The organism is Mesorhizobium sp. M7A.F.Ca.AU.002.02.1.1 (assembly GCF_003998535.1).
In the GTDB taxonomy this organism is placed as follows: Bacteria; Pseudomonadota; Alphaproteobacteria; order Rhizobiales; family Rhizobiaceae; genus Mesorhizobium; species Mesorhizobium ciceri.
Genome location: NZ_RZPB01001206.1, coordinates 1 through 1,209, shown reverse-complemented (window position 1 = coordinate 1,209; position 1,209 = coordinate 1). Strand labels below are relative to the sequence as shown.

The window sequence follows — 1,209 nt, the reverse complement described above, 5'->3', positions numbered from 1 at the left end:
GACGAATCGAGTCTGTGGGCCGGAAATTCGGATGACGGCGAGGCCGGCAGGCAGCCGGCCGCTCGACAGCGCTACGATGGAATCGCCTGAAATCATTTGCCCGCTCTACTGAACCGCCCTAGCTTCACGCCTATCAGCCAATCGCACCCGAGTTTGCCCAGTGACGCTGCCCGCGCAAAACCTGCTTGCCGAAGAAGCCAGCCCCTATCTGCAGCAGCACAGCGGCAATCCCGTCCACTGGCGGGCCTGGTCGCCGGCTTCGCTCGAAGAGGCGAAAGCGCTGGATAGGCCGATCCTGCTCTCGGTCGGCTATGCCGCCTGCCATTGGTGCCATGTCATGGCGCATGAAAGCTTCGAAAACGATGGCATCGCCGCCGTCATGAACCGTCTGTTCGTCAATATCAAGGTCGACCGCGAGGAGCGCCCGGACATCGACCAGATCTATATGGCGGCGCTGTCCTCGATGGGCGAGCAGGGCGGCTGGCCGCTGACCATGTTCCTGACCCCGGACGGCAAGCCGTTCTGGGGCGGCACCTATTTTCCGCGCGAGCCGCGCTACGGCCGCCCCGGCTTCATCCAGGTGATGGAGGCGGTGGACAAGGCGTGGCGGGAGAAGCGGGCGAGCCTCAACCAGAGCGCCGACGGCCTGACGACGCATGTCGAGGCGAGGCTCGCCGGTTCGCATGCCAGAACCGTGCTCGACCGCGCCACGCTGGCGGAATTGGCCAAGGGCATCGACGGCATGATCGACCGTGATCTCGGCGGATTGCGCGGCGCGCCTAAATTTCCCAACGCGCCGTTCATGCAAACGCTGTGGCTGTCCTGGCTGCGTGATGGCAATGCCGCCCATCGCGACGACGTCCTCAACAGCCTCGAACAGATGCTGCGCGGCGGCATCTACGACCACATCGGCGGCGGGCTCAGCCGCTACTCGACCGATGCCGAGTGGCTGGTGCCGCATTTCGAAAAGATGCTCTACGACAATGCCCAGCTCCTCCGCTTCTGCAACTGGGCCTATGCCGCAAGCGGCAATGAATTGTTCCGGGTGCGAATCGAAGAGACGATCGGCTGGCTGCTGCGCGAAATGCGCGTCGACGGCGGTGCCTTTGCCGCCAGTCTCGATGCCGACAGCGACGGCGAGGAAGGTCTGTTCTACACCTGGAGCCGCGACGAGATCGAAGCCGCCCTTGGCGACGATTCCGCATTGTT

General features: G+C 64.0%; 1 protein-coding gene. It reads left to right on the top strand.

What is annotated here, in order from left to right; genetic code table 11:
- Positions 1-160: 160 nt before the first annotated feature.
- The coding region (locus EN879_RS36490) for a thioredoxin domain-containing protein (RefSeq protein ID WP_164774864.1) at positions 161-1,209 on the top strand (1,049 nt) is incomplete at its 3' end.